Below are 17769 nucleotides of genomic sequence, written 5' to 3'. Positions count from 1 at the left end.
GAAAGGTGTTGAGCTTTGGAATGATTAATTCTTTTCACATTTTATGAAGATTGTTTTGCGAAAAAGATAATTTTGTATCCAAATATACAACGGAATGAATCTTTTTGAAAATTTAAAGAAAGCATATACACGCATTCACCCCAAACCAAAGTATGGTGCTTTGGAGCTATTAAAATATATAGGTCCCGGACTGTTGGTAACTGTAGGCTTTATCGATCCTGGCAACTGGGCTTCGAATTTTGCAGCCGGATCGGAGTTTGGATATGCTCTGTTATGGGTGGTAACGCTGTCTACCGTTATGTTGATTATCCTTCAACACAATGTAGCTCACTTGGGTATTGTGACAGGGCTCTGTCTTTCCGAAGCCGCTAATAAATATTTACCACGAATGGGTTCGCGAACTATATTATGGTCGGCAATGGGAGCTTCTGTATCCACCTCTTTGGCCGAAATATTGGGAGGAGCTATTGCATTGAATATGCTTTTTGATATTCCTATCAAAGTGGGTGCCGTATTGGTTGCAGTCTTTGTTTTCGCGATGATGTTTTCCAATTCGTATAAAAAGATAGAGCGCTATATTATTGCCTTTGTCTCTCTTATAGGACTATCTTTTATCTACGAGCTTTTTCTTGTTGATATAGAGTGGGGAGAGGCTGCACAAGCATGGGTAGTACCTTCTATTCCTGAAGGGAGTATGCTGATTATAATGAGTGTGCTGGGTGCAGTGGTGATGCCGCACAATCTTTTTCTGCATTCGGAAGTGATACAAAGCCGTCAATGGAATTTGCAAGATGAGGCTGTGATTGAAAAGCAATTGAAATACGAGTTTTTCGATACATTTTTCTCTATGTTTATCGGGTGGGCAATAAATAGTGCGATGATCTTATTGGCTGCTTCAACTTTCTTTAAAGAAAATATCGTCGTAAATGATCTTCAACAAGCCCATTCCCTGCTCGAACCATTACTGGGGAGTAATGCGGTTGTGATATTTGCATTGGCGTTGCTGTTGGCGGGAGTTTCGTCTTCTATGACTTCGGGTATTGCGGCAGGCTCTATATTTGCGGGTATGTACGATGAGCCTTATAATATAAAAGACATACATTCGCGTACAGGTGTGATTATCTCACTCGGGATAGCATTGCTAATCATATTTATGATAGGCGACCCTTTTAAGGGGCTTATTATCTCTCAAGCTATTTTAAGTGTACAACTTCCAATAACTGTGTTTTTGCAGGTAAGGCTTACATCATCTAAAGAGGTAATGGGCAAGTATGCTAATACTCTTTTTACGAAAATACTTTTGTATGGCATAGCCATAGTTGTTACACTTCTTAATATATTGTTGTTGGTTAGTTTCTTTGTAGATGTTAAGATATAAACGATATTGCTCCAATAAAGAACCGTTTTTAGGTCTGTTTTTCTCTGTTATAAACACGTTGCGAGCTAAAATATAACATAAGAGAGATCAGATTCTTTTTTGAATACGTATCTTTATCACTTGATTATTAATAAAAACCGGATAGTTATGAAAAAGTATATTGTTTTTGCTCTTATCTGTTCGATTGCATTCGCTGCGTTTACTGGGTGTAACTCAAAATCAAAAACGGATAATACAACAGATGAAAAAACTGTAAAAACAGAAGTAAAAGGAGAAGCACCGAAGAAGAAATATATTAAGCTGGCCGAAAAAGCGAATGCTTCGATGCCAATGGTATTACCCGGCAATATACGCATGGATCGAGCCGAGGCCGTTTCTGCTACAGAATATAAGTATTACTACACTTTTACTCAAGAGCCTACCGTATCTGTTGACGAATTTGTTCGGAGTGCAAAGCCTGCTATCACTATGGGAATGCGTGAGAATAAAGGCGAAGATCTCGATATGTTTCGTAAAGATAAAATGACGGTAATATTCGCTTACTATAAATTGGATGGTACGCTTTTTGCAGAGATAAAAGTGTCACCAAATGAGTATGCAGAATAATTTCTATTTGTTTTTATCTATTAATAGAATGATTTAAAGGAAAAAGGTGACGATATAAATAAGAATAAAAAGTGTCACTTTTGTCACCTTTTAATAAACCCAAAATATAACTGAATATGATTAAACACATTGTAATGTGGAAGCTGAAGGATGAAGCTCACGGAAATGATAAAGCTACAAATGCAAAGCTGATAAAAGAAAAACTGGAAGCTTTGTCGGGCAAAATTGATGGATTACTTAAGATAGAAGTAGGGATCGACTTCTTGGGAGGTGGCAACTTTGATGTTGCTCTTTATTCAGAATTGAGTAAGAAAGAAGATTTAGAAATATATCAGAATCATCCTTTACATCAGGCTGTTCTTCCTTTTATCAGAGAGGCTGTAATAGATAGAAAAGCCGTAGACTTTGAGGTATAAATGCAAGAAGATATAATAAAAGACATTCGTAAGAGATGCCGTATGGCTATGAACGGCATCGTTTCAACAAACATGCGTCAGCGTGGTTTGGATTACAAGCTAAACTTTGGCTTGTCTGTTCAGCAGATAAAAGATTTAGCAAAGCGTTATCAACCTGATTCTGAGCTCGCGGAAACGCTTTGGGCAGACAATACCCGCGAGCTGAAAATATTGGCAACCCTACTTTACCCAACCGATTCTTTTACAAAAGAAAAGGTATACGAGTGGGGCGTATCTATCCCCAATCAGGAGATAAGAGAACAAGTTTGTGCAAACTTGCTTCAAAATGTGGCATTTGCCAGAGAGATAGCATTGGAATGGGCAAATTCAACTGTTACAGATATCAGAACTACAGGGTACTGGTTGTTGGCGCGTCTGTTCATTGCAAAGAAGACTGAATCGGTAGCTGTAGAATTAGTGTCAACTATTTGGGATGATGTGATATCCGAGAATATTTTTCTGCGAAATGCTGCATTGTTAACTCTAAAACATATTGGTCGCCAATCTAAAGATATTGCAGATCGCATTCTTCAAAAATTATCTGTATATAAGGAAGATAAAGATCTGATAAAGCAAGAGGCGTTTAATAGTATGGCTTTCGAGTTTGATTATTTCTTTGAGGGGTAAGAGTAATGTTTGGATTAGACTTCTCCCTCATATTATTCTTCGTTATTCTTGTACCGGCTTATGTATTGATAAAGCACTTTAAGGGTAGAAGAGAGCCTTTGGCATTATTGATAATGTCTGTCCTTTCTATTCTTTGTTGGCTGCTGATAGGAGTTGTACTTTACTTTCTGGATATAGATATGCAAGCAACTGCATTGTTAGTCAATGCCTTGATCTTTTTACCTATTTTCCTTTCCTCTCTCATCTTATTGATAAAGCTAATTCTTTTTGTAAGACATAAATATAAAAAGCGAGGTGAAATATCTCATTAATTAAGATACTTCACCCCGCTTAATATTTTAGATTATAAATGATTTAACTATTTTCCAATAGCATATCGTAATCCCACGTAGAATTTACGACCCTGAGTTGGTCCCCACACCATTGTGGCATCAAAGTCATCACCAAATGGATTTTCTGCCGAGACGATCGGATTCTTTTGTTTGAAATCCGTAATATTTTCTGCACCTACATAGATACTCCAATTACGGAAGTTCTTAGTGATCTGTGCATTCAGTATTGTAAACGAATCGAATGTAGTTTTCCACAAAGGATTCACCACATCAGGGGTTGGCATACGTCCGCCTCCGTTAAATTGGGCGGTAAGGTCGAATACCCATTTCTTTAGGCGGGTTTCGTAAGAGCCTGTTAGAAGTGCTTTGTAATCACTTATCAGAGGTTTCTTCATTAGTTTATCTCCGTAAGTTGTTTTTGCATTTGTCCAACGATATGCTCCCAATATATTAAACCCTTTGAATAAGGGGTATGACGCTTCTATCTGATAACTATCGGCATACGATTTGCCCGACAGGTTATAGAACTTTACAGCATGAGGGTCGCTATCTACATCGGTTACCACCTGATTGTCAAAGTCGGTTCTGTACCACTCTCCCGATATGGTAAGTTCTTCACCTCTGATTGGTATATGAAAAGAGATGCTTGTGCCATAGTTCCATGCTGATTCTTGTTGCAGATTGTCTGCTATCTCTATCTTTCGGCTACTTGCCAAGAAGTAACTGTATTCAGGCATAACAAATACTGTACGATAGCCTTTCCCTGCAGATGCTCTAAGGTTTAGCCATTCTACAGGCATATACTTTAAGTGCAGGCGTGGCGTAACGAATGCTTTTTTGTGAAGGGTGCTGTAGTCTGTCCGTAATCCGGCTAGGGCAATGAACTTGTCATCCTTGTTAAAGGTATATTGCAGATATCCTCCTGTTACAGTTTCTTCATCGGGCTGATTTGTGATTGGCTGAGTCAGATAAATGGATTGATTGTATTTGTCCCAGTTCATGCTTAAACCTGCACTTAGTTGATGCATCTTGCCAAACCCTGTTTCATACATCAGCGATGCATACAGGTTGTTTTCATATACATTGTATTTATCTGCTGCATACTTTGATTTCTGATCGTGATATGAGCCTGTGAATATCAGAGCAATATTTCCATTACGTTCTTCGTCTACAATGTATGAGTTCTTTGTATAAAATTCTCCTCTGTTTGTCTTTACGGATATTTCGTACGGATCAGTATTGATCGAGGCAGAATTTAAGGTATGCATTGTTTGCCCACTGGTACGGTAATCCTGTAAGAAACGAACGCCGAATTGTGAAGCATATCTGCCCGACATATAATTCCACCTGTTCATCATATTAAACTGATGTTTCTTCGGCATGTCTAAGAAACTGTCATCGTTGTCGTCATGTGATGCAGATTCATTCGAATAGTGTAAGAATACTCCCGTACTTAATTTATCATTCAAGATAAATGCTGCATCGGCATTGCCTTCGTATCTTCCGGCATCGCTCGAAAATAAATTCAAGCTGAGAGGATCTGCGCTATTTGGCTTTTTGTATTCCACATTCATTTGTCCGGTAATCGACTCATAGCCGTTCTTTACAGAAGCTGCGCCTTTAGATATCTGTATGCTTTCCATCCATGGGCCGGGTATGTAATCCAGTCCGTATACTGAGGCTGCCCCTCTAAAGTTAGGATAGTTTTCTGTTAATGTTTGCACATAAGTTCCGGCTAGCCCGAGCAGTTGTATTTGTTTAGCTCCTGTTACCGCATCGCTAAATGATACATCTACCGAAGGATTTGTTTCGAAGCTTTCGGAAAGATTGCAACATGCCGCACGGTGCAATTCTTTGGTTGTTATTTTTTCGGTATTCAAAAGGCTTGTCCGAGATTTGATTGTTCCCGGTACTGTTCTTTCTACAACGACTTCGCCTAATTCGGCATTTTCTTCCAATACAACGTTTTGTGTGTCTGCAAAATCATGTATGTGGATAACTTTATCTTCAAATCCGACATACGATATGGCGAGCATGTGATCTTTGTGTGGCGTACCCGATATTTCAAAGTAACCGCGTTCGTCAGTCATTACTCCTGCCTTTGCATTCTCCCATCGTACAGATGCACCTATTAAGGGCTGTTTCTGGTTGTCGAATACATACCCTTTCAAGATGTCTTTGCTAAAGGCGAAAATAGGGATGAGGAGAAGTAGAATAAATATTTTAAATGTTTTCATTTGAATTCTTATTATTTGATTTTTGTAAAATACAATAGAAACTTTGTTGCATACCAGATCGGTACACAATAAGCTGATGTGTATTACAAAAATCAAATAATAAGTACGCGAATGAGTGACAGGTATTCACGAGGTGGAATATCCGGTGGAGATTCGAATATAGAATTATCCTGAGTATATAAAGAATTATCTGTAAGGATACTCAAAGGAATAGTTGGTGAAGCATCCGATATCCAAACGAATGGCACAGATACTATCGGCCTGAATGAAGAGGCATCAATATCTATAGATAAACGAGAGGTGGTGCAAGATATATCTTGAGTGAAAGAAGTGTCTCCGCACGATTCATCGTGTGATACATCTTTGTGCATCGAACAGCAATCACCTTTTTGCTCTGCTTTCTGATGTTCTAGAGAACAACATGTATGTTGCTCGGTCATGAAAAGAGTTTGCTCGCTACATGAATTGCAGCAGTAGTTTATAATTGTAACCCCCGCACCGGTAAGAAACACCGTTGCGGCAGCAATTATAAGAATGAAATTTTGTGCAAATCTTTTCATATCAAATGCAAAGATATGAGAAAATTATAGACACATATAGGTTTTAAGTTTTTTTTAATTTAGAGTGATTCTATTTAGTCTTTTCTCTATTCTCTCTATTTGGTTACTTCATCAATCAGATAAAATATAGACTTGAAGTTTATATCGCTGTATTCGCTCATCCCGATTTCGCAAGTACGGCTCGTAGAGTAGCCGTCTTTACATCCGGCAGGAATCTGTTCGTTGAGGTGTCTTTGCCCGTGAGCATTCAACTCTGGATATGTGAATCCTCTGTCGCCGGCAAAACCGCAACAATTCGTATCCACAAAGGCAACCTCTTTGGAGCATAACTTGGCCAATTGCAATAGCTTTTGTTCCATGCCAATCTTTTTCACTGAGCATACAGGAAAAACAGTCACTATATTACGAGGGTGTTTGATTTCGAGCTTAGGCATCACAAAGTCGAGCATAAACTCTATTGGGTCATATATCTTTAAATTTTTATTCTCGTATGCCTCATGGAAAGTATAGAAGCATGGGCTCATATCAAATAGAATAGGATACTTCCCATTTTCAGAAGCTTTCAATAATGCATTTTCCAGCTCTTTTGATTTGCGGGCACCTTCTTCTTTCAGACCTTTACTGCTAAACGCCATTCCACAACAAAGGCTATTGATACCCTCGGGGTAAATAATGGTAAATCCTGCACGTTGTAGAAGTTCCTGTGTCTTTTTTGTCAATTCTACGTCACCCTTTTCATAGCCGTTTGATTTGCCCATCGAACGGTTTATACACGAAGGAAAATAAACAACTTTATCCACCTGTCCTTCATTTATTACCATATCCTTTATCTTGCTCGCTCCCTTAGGCATATCCTTATTCCATTTTGGAATCGTTTTTAGAGATAGGGTTCGCATTGTAGAAGCAATTCCACCCATCAGTGTATCGCCTAATATAGAATGGACGAAGTGAACAAAATTAAGTCCCCCTCTTGCTGCCGAGGTAGTCCCGGCCATACGGTTGCCAATATAAGACGCTACTTTTTTTGCTGTGTCCGATGCTTCTTCGTGTCGGACATGCTTGATAAATTTTCCTGTATCTATTTTTACAGGACAAACCAAGCCACACAGTCCATCTGTAGCACACGTCTCGTCTGAATAATACTTCGCGTCATTCAGCATTTGTTTCAACCGTGAAGGATCTTCACCTAATGCTTTTAGTCTTGATATCTCTCGAGCAATCACGATCCGTTGGCGTGGCGATAAGGTTAGCCCCTCTGCAACACAGTTTGGTTCGCAAAAGCCACATTCCATACATTTATCTATTATCTCATTTGCTGCAGGAAGAGGTTTCAAATTCTCAAGATGTATCTTGGGATTCTCGTTGATGATTACACCCGGATTTATAAGTTTATGAGGATCAAAAATATCTTTAATCTTGAGCATGATTTTATAAGCCGCTTCTCCCCATTCTTTTTCTACAAAAGGAGCCATGTTGCGCCCTGTTCCATGCTCAGCTTTTAACGAACCATCAAACTTATTGACAACAATGTCGGCCAGTTCGTCCATCATATCAGCATACTTCTGTACCTCGCTTGTACTGTTGAAGTCCTGAGAGAATACAATATGGAAGTTTCCGTCGAGGGCATGTCCGTATAGCACGGCATCAGCATATCCTAAACGCTTGAATAAATCTTTTAAAGCCACACATGCATCTCCCAGTCTATCTATTGGAAACGCAACGTCTTCTATAAGACATGTTGTTCCTGTTTTTCGCAGGCCTCCAATGGAGGACAGAAGTCCTTTACGAGCTTTCCAGTTAAAATTATACTCTTTAGGATCGGAAGTAAATTTATATGGTTGAATTGTGGGATATGTTTCAATTGCCTTGCGGATGATAGCCTCTTTTTCATTCATTTCGAGTTGTTCGTTGGCTTGTATTTCTACCAGCAGCAAACAGGCTGTTTCGGGTAATGCCCGAAAATATGAAGGAGCTTCCGGATCGTCTTCGATAGATCGTATAGAATCTCTATCGAGTAATTCTACTGCAGACACAGGTGTCTTTTTGAGCATAGGAACTACTTCACAGGCTTTCTCTATGGTTTCGAAGATCATTAGAGTACAAGCTTTATATTTCTCGTCCACAACCGTATGGTAGGTTATGTCGGAGGTGAAAGCCAGTGTCCCCTCCGAACCAATCATCAGGTGCTTAATGATATCGAAAGGGTCTTCATAATCTACTAATGCATTTATGCTATATCCTGTCGTGTTCTTTATTTTATACTTTTGTTTAATACGCTCTGTAAGCGTATTGTCTGCTTTTATTTTATCTCTAAGTTTTTCTATTTCACGAATAATCTCAGGATGTTTTTCTGTGAAATCCAATTTACTTTTTTCATCCGAAGTGTCAAGAATAGTACCGTCATAGAGGACGATGCGGATATCTGCAATTGTTTTATATGAGTTCTGATCTGTACCACAGCACATTCCGCTCGCATTGTTCGCGGCTATCCCCCCGATCATTGCGGCATTGATAGATGCCGGATCGGGACCTATCTTACGCCCAAAAGGTTGTAGGTGAATATTTGCTCTGGCTCCTGTTATTCCGGGCTGTAGTTTTATCTTTAAAGCCTCATCATCAAGAATCGTATATTTCCGCCATTCGTGTGTTGCTACCATCAGCACCGAGTCGGTTATCGCTTGCCCCGAAAGGCTTGTGCCTGCTGCCCGATATGTAACCGGAATATTGAGTTTTCCTGTCTGACGTATTACTTCTACAGCCTCTTCTTCTGTATGTACCTGTACTACTATTTTAGGAATCAGACGATAAAAACTTGCATCAGTACCGTATGCTAATAGTTGTAGAGGATTGGTAATAATTCGTTTCGACGGAATTGTTTTAGATAATTCTTTTTTCAGTTGCTGATAATTATCAGGTAACATAGTATTTAGCTTTTTAGTGATCAGTATAGGTAAACGGTTTCGGAAAACCAATGCAATTTATAAAACATATTTGAAATAGGAGTACGTTTTAGACTTATTTCAATGGTGAGTAGATGTGATAAAAACCTAAAAGGTCAACGAATTATTTAGAGGTCTGAGGTTTATTTTGTATATTTATTATTCTTTTTAGTTTTGGAGATATGAGTTGCTAAAAAGCATAAATTGATGTATTTTTCCTCTGCTATAATTTATTAAATACAAGAAAAAAGACTAATTTTGCTACTCAAATTTTAACAAACAAAAAACGAAATACATTATTCATTTTTAAACAAATAAAAACAATGAGAATCGAGAAAATTTTCGCACGTGAAATCTTGGATTCAAGAGGTAATCCTACAATTGAAGTTGATGTAACTTTGGAATGTGGCGTGGTTGGTCGTGCTGCAGTACCATCTGGTGCTTCAACTGGTGAAAACGAAGCTTTGGAACTTCGCGACGGTGACAAAAAACGCTACCTTGGTAAAGGAGTGGTTAAAGCTGTTGACAACGTAAACAAAGTTATCGCTCCGGCTCTTTTAGGTGAATCTGCTCTTGATCAAAGAGGTATCGATTTGAAAATGATTGCCCTTGACGGAACAAAGACTAAGTCTAATTTAGGAGCTAATGCTATTCTTGGTGTTTCGCTTGCTGTAGCTAAAGCTGCTGCTAACTACCTTGAACTTCCATTGTATCGCTATATTGGTGGTACTAACACTTATACTCTTCCTGTACCGATGATGAATATCATCAACGGTGGATCTCACTCTGATGCTCCTATCGCATTCCAAGAGTTTATGATCCGTCCGGTAGGTGCTCCTTCTTTCAAAGAAGGTTTGCGCTGTGGTGCTGAAGTATTCCACGCTTTGAAGAAAGAATTCCACGACAGAGGTCTTAGTACAGCTGTAGGTGACGAAGGTGGTTTTGCTCCAACATTGAATGGTACAGAAGATGCTCTTGAATCAATCCTTAAAGCTATTAAAGCTGCAGGATATGAGCCGGGAAAAGATGTTACAATCGCTTTAGACTGTGCTGCTTCTGAATTCTTCAAAGGTGGTGTTTATGACTATTCTAAATTTGAAGGTCCTAACGGAGCTAAACGTACATCAGCAGAACAAGTTGAATTCCTTGCAAGCCTAGTAGCTAAATACCCTATCGATTCTATCGAAGATGGTATGGGCGAAAATGACTGGGACGGATGGAAATTGCTTACAGACAAACTTGGAGATAAAGTTCAGTTGGTAGGTGATGACTTGTTTGTAACTAACGTTGAGTTCTTGAAAAAAGGTATAGAAACAGGTTGTGCTAACTCAATCCTTATCAAAGTAAACCAAATTGGTTCACTTACTGAAACTTTGGATGCTATCGAAATGGCTCACCGTGCAGGTTACACTAGCGTAACTTCTCACCGTTCGGGAGAAACTGAAGATGCTACAATTGCTGATATCGCAGTTGCAACTAACTCAGGACAAATCAAAACAGGTTCATTGAGCCGTTCAGACCGTATGGCTAAATACAACCAATTACTTCGTATCGAAGAAGAACTTGGAGACAAAGCTGTTTACGGATGGCAACGTGTACAACGTAAAAAATAAGAAGAAAACTTCTTGATATTATAAAGGCTGTTCCAATAGGGACAGCCTTTGTTTCTTTTGGATCAATATATTTTAGTTTTCTCTTCTTGATAGAGACTATCGTCTACAACAAAATCCTCATTCGACCCAATCTTTGGCGAAATCTTAGTATCTTTACCAACTCCAAAATTTCTTACTGCCGTTCCGGCTAAGTTTAGTGACATATGAAATATATTCGACTTATAATCTTTTCAATACTTATAATATCAAGTGTCTCCGTTTATTCTCAAAGTGAAAAAGATACACCTCGTAATGGTGAAGGCATACACGCTTTTCTGAGAAGAAACAAACGCACAGGGACAGATAATCTTAATAAGTTTCTGGAGTTGAATAAAGGAAAGTTCGGTAAAGAAAATTCTCTATTGAAGGATGTTTCGTATCTATTACCTGACACGGATAAGGATAATACGAAAAAAACAGAGAACGAAGTTTTGGATTCTGGTCAAACGGGTAAAAAAACGGAGAATAAGCTTTTTGGAGAAAAATATGCGGAATATACGATTAAATCAGATAAGCTAAAAGGTGCTTGTTTCTTCTTATCCAGTGGGCACGGAGGACCCGACCCCGGAGCAATGGCAGAGGTAGACGGTTATGAGCTTTGCGAAGATGAGTACGCTTATGATATAACGCTTAGACTTGCACGCAACTTGATGGAAGAAGGAGCTACAGTATATATGATTATTCAAGATGCAGAGGATGGTATAAGGGATGACCGTTATTTGTTGAATAGTAAGCGTGAAACATGTATGGGGGCTACTATCCCTTTGAACCAGATTGCCCGGTTGAAACAGCGGACAGATAAAATAAACAGCTTGAGTAAGCGTTCGAAAGCAAAATATAAAAGATCTGTTTTTATTCATTTGGATAGCAGAAGTCAGAAGCAACAACTAGATGTATTTTTCTATTACTCAAAGAATAGTACTGCGGGTAAAAAACTAGCGAATACAATGCGTGAGACTTTCAGTGATCATTATGACAAACATCAGCCGGATAGAGGCTTTACCGGAACAGTAAGTACACGAACCTTATACGTTCTTGATAAAACTCAGCCTGTGGGTATTTATGCAGAGCTTGGCAATATTCAGAATAGTTTCGACCAGCGTCGCTTTTTACAATCAGATAACAGGCAGGCTTTGGCTAATTGGATGTGTAGGGGTTTCATCAAAGACTATGAAAACTGGAAGAAGGGAAAGTAAAGAATAGATATTCTAATATTTTTTAGCTCTTATCCTTTTGAATATTGATAGCTCTACGATACAACAGATGAAGAAAATCTCCATTGTCAGTTATCATAAAAACTAATATATTTGTATAAATACAAAAAAGTGCATTATGAGATTATTACTTATCAGCAATTCAACAAATCCGGGAGAGGCGTATTTAGACTATCCGAAGTATAACATTAAAGAGTTTTTAGGAGAAAAACCTGTAAAAGCATTATTTATTCCTTATGCTGCGGTTACTTTTTCCTACGATGAATATGAGAAGAAAGTTAACGATCGTTTCAAAGAAATAGGGCATAGTGTTGTTAGCATTCATCACTACGACGATCCTGTAAAGGCAGTTGAAGAAGCAGAGGCTATTGTAGTAGGAGGTGGTAATACATGGAAGCTTGTTCGCATGCTGCGTGATAATAAGATTATAGAGCTTATTCGTAAAAGAGTAAAACAAGGAGTTTTATATATAGGATGGAGTGCGGGTTCAAATGTGGCTTGTCCTACATTGCGAACAACAAACGATATGCCAATTATCGATCCTAAAGGGTTTGATGTGGCGAACCTTGTTCCTTTTCAAATAAACCCACATTATCTGGATACACATCCCGAAAATCATGGGGGTGAAACTCGTGAAGATCGTATCAGGGAATTTATTACAGAAAACCAGGACATATATGTTGTCGGACTGCGAGAAGGCTCTATGCTGAACCTTGAAGGCGATGACTTGAAACTTATCGGAAAAAAGACAGCACGTATATTCAAATATGGCGAAGAACCAAGAGAATTGAAAACAGGTGATGATTTCAGTTTTCTACTAAAGAAGTGATTAAAGGTTCATCTTCTCAATAGACATACCACACTCATAGCCCTCTTGGTAGAGTGCTGTGAGTTTGTTTATATCTTTTTCTATACGATCTACAATGATCGGTTTTTGGGGTCTGATAACAAATACAGATCCTTCCTCCTCAAGCTTTTCTATCAAATCCAATTGAGAATTATAAAGACTATTTCTGTTACTTAAAGCCTCACGCATAGCCGGATATTTCCGGTAAATGAAAGATGGTATTTTTATATCCTTGCTTTCTTTTCTGTATCGCTTGTTGCGTGTAAGGATGACTATGTTTTTTTTATAACCCTGATCTATTGCCCTGTTTACAGGTATTGAGTCACAGATGCCTCCGTCAAGCATCGGGATATCATCTACATACGCTATAGGGCACATAATAGGTAAACTGCTGGATGCTTTTACAATATCTATAACCCTTTCCTTATTCGATTTCTCTTCTAAGTACTCTGCTTGCCCTGTAAGGCAATTGGACGTTACCATTTCGAACCGTGATGGGGAGGAAAAGTAAGTCTGATAATCGTAGGGTATAATATTTTCAGGAAATTCATGGAACAGTAAATCGAAGTCCATGATATTTCGTTTTTTTATATAATGTTTAAGCCCTATATATTTATACTTAGCCAGAAGGTCTATATTGCTATATTTAGCTCTTCCTTGTTGCTTAGAGATAAAAGAAAGTCCATTACACGCTCCGGCAGATACACCAATTGCATAAGGGAATTCTATATTTCGACTCATGAAATAATCCAAAACTCCACAGGTGAAAACTCCACGCATGCCTCCTCCTTCAAGTACCAATCCTATCTCTGATGTATTAATCATCTCCGTTTTTTATACTTATTGGGGGCTAAAGATAGCAATTTTTGCAATAAAAAAAGTTCTGCTCTTTATCGCAAGGAACAGAACTCGAAAAGTAGTAATTCTAAGTATGTGGCTTATTTATTAGCAATAAGACCACTGGAATTATTGTTTACTTGAACTTGCTTAACTGTTAATAGTTTTCCGCTCGCATCATCATATACATGTATTAGATGCTGCGATTTAGTAGACCATGTTGCCATATTTTTATCCCACTTGGTGAAGATAAGATTGGCCACTTTGCCTCCATCCGAATTGTATTCATATACATATTTATAAGTTCCAACCCATCCTTGAGAACTCCATTTGTAATATGTTTTTTCCTTCAGATTGTTTTTTGTATCGTAGACAAACACAGCTTTTTTCAAAGCTTCTAATGAAGTTCCGTCTACTGTTGTATATTCTTTTGTGCAACCGTATTTAGTGGTTTCAATATTGCTATATACTTTGTCTTTTGAATTTCCTGCATATATATTAGAGAATGAAAATAGTGTTGCCAAAACTGTTGTTAAAAATATTGCTTTCATGTCGGTATCTTTTAAATTGTTACCTTGTTAATAGATCGAAATTTTGTTTTTAAAAGCGCTTTCTATATATATGACGTTGTCAACTATCGAATAGTTACAAAAAAGTTAGTCTATTTTTAGTACTATGTTATGCATAGAAGTATGTTTTGTGTATATATATTTGTAAATAAGTCGTTTATTACTGGTGTTAATTAAGGTTAATGATTGAAAGACTGTTCTTTTTTAGCCATATTTTTTATGATATAATTAATAAAATACTTTTTAGTAAGGTGAAAGAACTTATCTTTATATCGTTTTCTGCTTACAGATAATATAGAATATTATTTATTATCCTTAATGAATTAAAGAAATGGAAAAAAATGATTTTTATCAGGTTATAGATGGTGTTAAGCAGGTCATTAATACCGAAGAGCAATTTCTACTATCATTGTCAGAAGAACTGATAGCCACGAAAGGAAATAAGCAGAACAGAAATATAAAACAGATACTTGGACACTTAGTAGATTCAGCATCTAATAATATACATCGTATTATTCATTTGCAAAACCAGCCTAGTCCATTGATTTTCCCTGATTATGCTAACTTGGGAAATAATGACAGATGGATCGCTATTCAGGATTATCAGACAGAGAATTGGGAGGACTTGGTTCAATTGTGGAAATATTCAAACCTCCACATAATGCATGTTATCAAACATGTGGACACTGATAAGCTCGGTAATGAATGGATTACAGCGCTAGGTGATAGAGTCTCTCTAAAAGAGATGATTATAAATTATCTCCCTCATTTGCACTTGCATATAAATGAGATTCATGAGCTGCATGCCAGTAATGCTTAAGACATACTCTTCAAAATAAAGAGAGGATTTGGAAACCCCAAATCCTCTTCTATTATAAGTTATTATTTCCCTCAATTAATAAGCTCTGGCGAATATTACTCGTTGAGCAGATGGCTTTCCTGTAACCATACATTTGCCGGGAGTTTTATCTCCTTCAAGAGGGATACAACGTATTGTTGCTTTGGTTTCAGCTTTCACTTTTTCTTCAGTTTCGGCCGTGCCATCCCAGTGAGCAAGAATAAATACACCTTCCTCTATCTTCTCTTTAAACTCTTCGTATGTCTCTACAGTGATTGTTTGCTTAGCTCTGAAATCGAACGCCTTCTTGTAGATGTTGGCCTGAATATCATCCAATAGATTCTTGATATACATATGCAGCCCGTCACATGATACAGTCTCTTTAGTCAGCGTGTCGCGGCGAGCAACTTCTACTGTGTTATTTTCCATATCGCGAGCACCCATAGCCAAACGTACAGGAACTCCTTTCAATTCATATTCCGAGAATTTCCATCCCGGTTTTTTGTTGTCTGCATTGTCATATTTAACACTGATGCCAAGAGCTTTCAATGATTTTACAATGCCATCCACCTTTTGGTTGATTAAGGCTAATTGTTCTTCACCTTTATATATAGGAACAATAACAACTTGGAATGGAGCTAGTTTTGGAGGAAGCACAAGTCCGTTATCATCCGAGTGTGCCATTATCAGAGCTCCGATAAGGCGGGTAGATACTCCCCATGAAGTAGCCCATACGTAATCCATCTTGCCTTCTTTATCCGCAAATTTCACATCGAATGCTTTTGCAAAATTCTGTCCAAGGAAGTGAGATGTTCCCGATTGAAGGGCTTTTCCATCCTGCATCATGGCTTCGATTGTATATGTATCTACAGCACCGGCAAATCGTTCAGATGCTGATTTCACACCTTTAATTACAGGCACAGCCATATACTCCTCGGCAAACTGAGCATACACGTTCAACATTTTTTCCGCTTCCTCTACCGCTTCTTCTTTTGTGGCATGAGCTGTATGCCCTTCTTGCCACAAGAATTCTGCGGTACGCAGGAATAAACGGGTACGCATCTCCCAACGTACGACATTTGCCCATTGATTTACCAAGATAGGTAGATCTCTATATGATTGTATCCAATTACGGTACGTGTTCCAGATAATCGTTTCGGAAGTTGGGCGAACAATAAGTTCTTCTTCCAATTTTGCATCAGGGTCAACTATTACTCCTTTTCCGTCGGGATCATTTTTTAGACGGTAGTGAGTTACAACAGCACATTCTTTAGCAAAACCTTCAACATGGTCAGCCTCTTTACTCAAAAATGACTTGGGGATGAAAAGCGGGAAATAAGCATTCATGTGTCCTGTTTCTTTGAACATATCGTCTAATTGACGTTGCATTTTTTCCCAAATCGCATAGCCGTATGGCTTTATCACCATACATCCGCGTACAGCAGAATTTTCTGCTAAATCTGCTTTTAATACCAAATCGAGATACCACTGACTGTAATCTTGACTTCGAGGTGTCAGTTCTTTAAGTTCTTTTGCCATATTATTGAATTCTGTTTTTCCAAAATTGCTACAAAGTTAGTAAAAGCCCTTAATTAAATGATATTTGATTTGTATTTCTTACAGGGTTTGTTTTATAGAAGTCACTGTAACTTCCAATACCCTGCTCAGAAATGAGTATTTTGCTTTCATATAGTCATATTCCTCTCCCGAAGTAATATATTTCGCTGTTCCTTCTATATAAAAGCCTGTTCCCTGATAATCTTTATAGCCTAAAACATTTCTACTGCCCAATGTAAGTTTTACTTTGTTGTTTACTTCTACATTTTTTTGTGTTTTACGCAAGCCATAGGCAGGGATGAGAATGCGTTCATCTTCTGTAACTTCCAAATATGAGTTCCATGTGTTAGCTATATGAGGTTCTTCCTTTCCCCACGATACGATTGATACTACGCCTTCATTTTCTATTACTTTATGAAATTTCTCTGTAAGTTTCTTTGATTCATTCATTGTTTTCTGTTTTTTATTCAGGCATAAAATTACAATTCATCGGATGGGTAAATCTTAAGCTGGTTTAAGAAATATCTTAAGGGTTCTTTTTTCTAATCTCGCTCAGGTATTCCGGCGTAAGTCCTAGGAACGAAGCAAGCATATATTGAGGAACACGTTGAACAAACTCGGGAAAAGATGTCTTAAAGTGTTTATATATTTCTTCTTTCGAAAGTTCATAGAGCAGCTTCATTCTAAACTGCGAAGCAGCAAGTGCTCTTTCGGTGACTAACCTGAAATATCGTTCTAAAGAGGGCAACTCTAAAATCATTTTTTGAAAATCGTGAAAACCAATAGCCAGCACACTCGAATTTTCTATCGCTTGTATATAATAGTCGGACGCTTTTTGGTTAGAAAGGCTCATAAAATCCGTCATCCACCAACCCTCCAACGCAAATTGAATTGTTTGCTCCGTACCCTTGTCGTTGTGGAAGAACATGCGCATACAGCCAGTTTCAATGAAGTAGTAGGCTTTGCAGACTTGTCCTTCTTCCAATACAAATTGTTTGCTTTTTAGATCAAGGAGGGTTATATATTGAGATAATATTTCAATATCTGATTCCTCGAAATGAATATAATTGCGAATATGGCTGATCAGTTTACTATACATCGGTTGTTATTTAATAAAGGCT

The 17769-nt window shown here is 38.0% G+C and carries 17 protein-coding genes; 8 read left to right on the top strand and 9 right to left on the bottom strand.

Going from position 1 to position 17769, the window contains the following annotated elements; translation table 11 throughout:
- Positions 1 to 94: 94 nt before the first annotated feature.
- The 4 genes from PKC55_RS15670 (at position 95) to PKC55_RS15655 (ending at position 3066) form a co-directional block, all read left to right on the top strand.
- Entirely contained in the window at positions 95 to 1378 is a 1284-nt protein-coding gene (locus PKC55_RS15670; RefSeq protein ID WP_291126413.1) for an Nramp family divalent metal transporter, read from the top strand.
- 147 nt (positions 1379 to 1525) lie between these two features.
- The gene (locus PKC55_RS15665) at positions 1526 to 1984 is read left to right on the top strand and encodes a hypothetical protein (RefSeq protein ID WP_135106978.1); all 459 of its coding nucleotides are present in this window, start codon (positions 1526 to 1528) and stop codon (positions 1982 to 1984) included.
- Between the two features lie 116 nt (positions 1985 to 2100).
- Positions 2101 to 2400 (top strand): Dabb family protein, encoded by a 300-nt coding sequence (locus PKC55_RS15660; RefSeq protein WP_006842049.1) that lies wholly within the window; start codon positions 2101 to 2103, stop codon positions 2398 to 2400.
- Positions 2401 to 3066, top strand: a complete 666-nt coding sequence (locus PKC55_RS15655) for a DNA alkylation repair protein (RefSeq protein ID WP_291028402.1) — start codon at positions 2401 to 2403, stop codon at positions 3064 to 3066.
- 358 nt (positions 3067 to 3424) lie between these two features.
- Here the strand turns inward: PKC55_RS15655 and PKC55_RS15650 are convergent, their stop codons facing one another.
- The 3 genes from PKC55_RS15650 to PKC55_RS15640 all read right to left on the bottom strand — a co-directional run bounded on the left by PKC55_RS15650 (position 3425) and on the right by PKC55_RS15640 (position 9116).
- Positions 3425 to 5635 carry a TonB-dependent receptor gene (locus tag PKC55_RS15650; RefSeq protein WP_324373566.1) on the bottom strand — a complete coding sequence of 737 codons (2211 nt, stop codon included), beginning with the start codon at positions 5633 to 5635 and terminating at the stop codon, positions 3425 to 3427.
- Positions 5636 to 5727: 92 nt separating this feature from the next.
- Positions 5728 to 6195: a hypothetical protein gene (locus PKC55_RS15645; RefSeq protein WP_291128198.1), complete on the bottom strand. Its 468-nt coding sequence runs from the start codon at positions 6193 to 6195 to the stop codon at positions 5728 to 5730.
- A gap of 95 nt (positions 6196 to 6290) precedes the next feature.
- On the bottom strand, positions 6291 to 9116 hold the full coding sequence (locus PKC55_RS15640) for an FAD-binding and (Fe-S)-binding domain-containing protein (RefSeq protein WP_324373565.1): 2826 nt from the start codon (positions 9114 to 9116) through the stop codon (positions 6291 to 6293).
- Positions 9117 to 9457: 341 nt separating this feature from the next.
- Between PKC55_RS15640 and eno the strand changes: the two genes are divergently transcribed.
- Positions 9458 to 10747: a phosphopyruvate hydratase gene (gene eno / locus PKC55_RS15635; RefSeq protein ID WP_006842055.1), complete on the top strand. Its 1290-nt coding sequence runs from the start codon at positions 9458 to 9460 to the stop codon at positions 10745 to 10747.
- A gap of 62 nt (positions 10748 to 10809) precedes the next feature.
- Here eno and PKC55_RS15630 read toward each other — a convergent pair whose 3' ends face one another.
- Entirely contained in the window at positions 10810 to 10950 is a 141-nt protein-coding gene (locus PKC55_RS15630; protein WP_324373564.1) for a hypothetical protein, read from the bottom strand.
- Between PKC55_RS15630 and PKC55_RS15625 the strand changes: the two genes are divergently transcribed.
- Both PKC55_RS15625 and pepE read left to right on the top strand, forming a co-directional pair.
- Positions 10951 to 11982, top strand: a complete 1032-nt coding sequence (locus PKC55_RS15625) for an N-acetylmuramoyl-L-alanine amidase family protein (RefSeq protein WP_291124373.1) — start codon at positions 10951 to 10953, stop codon at positions 11980 to 11982.
- Between the two features lie 136 nt (positions 11983 to 12118).
- Positions 12119 to 12829, top strand: a complete 711-nt coding sequence (pepE, locus tag PKC55_RS15620; RefSeq protein ID WP_291124371.1) for a dipeptidase PepE — start codon at positions 12119 to 12121, stop codon at positions 12827 to 12829.
- Here pepE and PKC55_RS15615 read toward each other — a convergent pair whose 3' ends face one another.
- Positions 12830 to 13672, bottom strand: coding sequence for a patatin-like phospholipase family protein (locus PKC55_RS15615; protein WP_291124369.1), 843 nt, complete (start codon positions 13670 to 13672; stop codon positions 12830 to 12832).
- Between the two features lie 113 nt (positions 13673 to 13785).
- Entirely contained in the window at positions 13786 to 14235 is a 450-nt protein-coding gene (locus tag PKC55_RS15610) for a DUF3836 domain-containing protein (RefSeq protein WP_291124367.1), read from the bottom strand.
- 349 nt (positions 14236 to 14584) lie between these two features.
- Here PKC55_RS15610 and PKC55_RS15605 point away from each other — a divergent pair, with 349 nt between their 5' ends.
- The gene (locus tag PKC55_RS15605; protein WP_291124365.1) at positions 14585 to 15073 is read left to right on the top strand and encodes a DinB family protein; all 489 of its coding nucleotides are present in this window, start codon (positions 14585 to 14587) and stop codon (positions 15071 to 15073) included.
- A gap of 75 nt (positions 15074 to 15148) precedes the next feature.
- Here the strand turns inward: PKC55_RS15605 and proS are convergent, their stop codons facing one another.
- The 3 genes from proS to PKC55_RS15590 all read right to left on the bottom strand — a co-directional run bounded on the left by proS (position 15149) and on the right by PKC55_RS15590 (position 17747).
- On the bottom strand, positions 15149 to 16630 hold the full coding sequence (gene proS, locus PKC55_RS15600) for a proline--tRNA ligase (RefSeq protein ID WP_291124363.1): 1482 nt from the start codon (positions 16628 to 16630) through the stop codon (positions 15149 to 15151).
- A gap of 78 nt (positions 16631 to 16708) precedes the next feature.
- The gene (locus tag PKC55_RS15595) at positions 16709 to 17098 is read right to left on the bottom strand and encodes a pyridoxamine 5'-phosphate oxidase family protein (RefSeq protein WP_291028380.1); all 390 of its coding nucleotides are present in this window, start codon (positions 17096 to 17098) and stop codon (positions 16709 to 16711) included.
- A 76-nt stretch (positions 17099 to 17174) separates the two neighbouring features.
- A complete protein-coding gene (locus PKC55_RS15590; protein ID WP_291124361.1) occupies positions 17175 to 17747 on the bottom strand; it encodes a Crp/Fnr family transcriptional regulator in 573 nt (190 codons plus the stop codon).
- Positions 17748 to 17769 lie beyond the last annotated feature (22 nt).

This window comes from Dysgonomonas sp., assembly GCF_035323175.1.
Classification (GTDB): Bacteria; Bacteroidota; Bacteroidia; order Bacteroidales; family Dysgonomonadaceae; genus Dysgonomonas.
This window is presented reverse-complemented; position numbering and strand designations above follow the sequence as displayed.